We start from the raw sequence: 1,276 nt of genomic DNA on the forward strand, positions 1-1,276 counted from the left end.
AATTGGCTAGATCTGTTGATTATTAATTACTTTATTGATTTTCGACGACGAATCAACCCAAAAGCCACTACACCAGTCATCAACGACAATAACCCCATAACACTCGTCGATGGAATATTCTCTGTTGTTGAGGCTACCGCTAAGTTTGTCGCCGTAAAGAAAACATCTCCAGCATTATTCGTGTCCCCCGCGACCAAGTTTGTTGCATATGACTCAAAAGCCACGTAGCGCCCATCAGCAGAAATCGAAGGGCCAGTTGAATAACTATCGCCCTCTATATCATTGCTATCGACACTGACACGCGTGGTGACGCCCGTTTGTGTATCGTGTACGAAAATATCGAGCGTTCCATTCGTATCCCCCGCGACTAAGTTTGTTGCATTTGACGTAAAAGCCACGTAGCGCCCATCAGCAGATATCGAAGGGCTTTGCGAGAGACCATCGCCCTCTGTCCCCACACTATCGACACTGACACGCGTGGTGTTCCCCGTTTGTGTATCGTGCACGAAGATATCAGCAACCCCATTCGTATCCCCCGCGACCAAGTTTGTTGCACTTGAGTAAAAAGCCACGTAGCGCCCATCAGCAGAAATCGAAGGATTATATGAACCATTATCACCCTCTGTTCCCACACTATCAACGTTGACACGCGTGGTGACGCCCGTTTGTGTATCGTGGACGAAGATATCAGTATTCCCATTCGTATCCCCCGCGACCAAGTTTGTTGCAGTTGACGTAAAAGCAACGTAGCGCCCATCAGCAGAAATCGAAGGAGTTTGTGAATAACTATCGGCCTCTGTTCCCACACTATCAACGCTGACACGCGTGGTGACGCCCGTTTGTGTATCGTGTACGAAGATATCAGCATTCCCATTCGTATCCCCCGCGACCAAGTTTGTTGCAAATGACTGAAAAGCCACGTAGCGCCCATCAGCAGATATCGAAGAGCTAAATGAATCTCTATCGCCCTCTGTTCCCAAACTATCGACATTGACACGCGTGGTGTCCCCCGTTTGTGTATCGTGGACGAAGACATCAGTAGTCCCATTTGTATCCCCTGCGACTAAGTTTGTTGCATTTGACTGAAAAGCCACGTAGCGCCCATCAGCAGAAATCGAAGGGGTATTTGAATGACTATCGCCCTCTGTTCCCGAACTATCAACACTAACACGTGTGGTGACGCCCGTTTGTGTATCGTGGACGAAGACATCATCACGCCCATTCGTATCCCCTGCGACTAAGTTTGTTGAATTTGATGAAAAAGCAACGTAGCGCC

1 protein-coding gene is annotated in these 1,276 nt (G+C 48.4%); it reads right to left on the reverse strand.

The window, feature by feature from the left end; translation table 11 throughout:
* Positions 1-26: 26 nt before the first annotated feature.
* The coding region (locus GCU85_RS09825) for a TolB family protein (protein WP_152811008.1) at positions 27-1,276 on the reverse strand (1,250 nt) is incomplete at its 5' end.

Origin of the sequence: Ostreibacterium oceani, from assembly GCF_009362845.1 — a bacterium.
GTDB lineage: Bacteria > Pseudomonadota > Gammaproteobacteria > Cardiobacteriales > Ostreibacteriaceae > Ostreibacterium > Ostreibacterium oceani.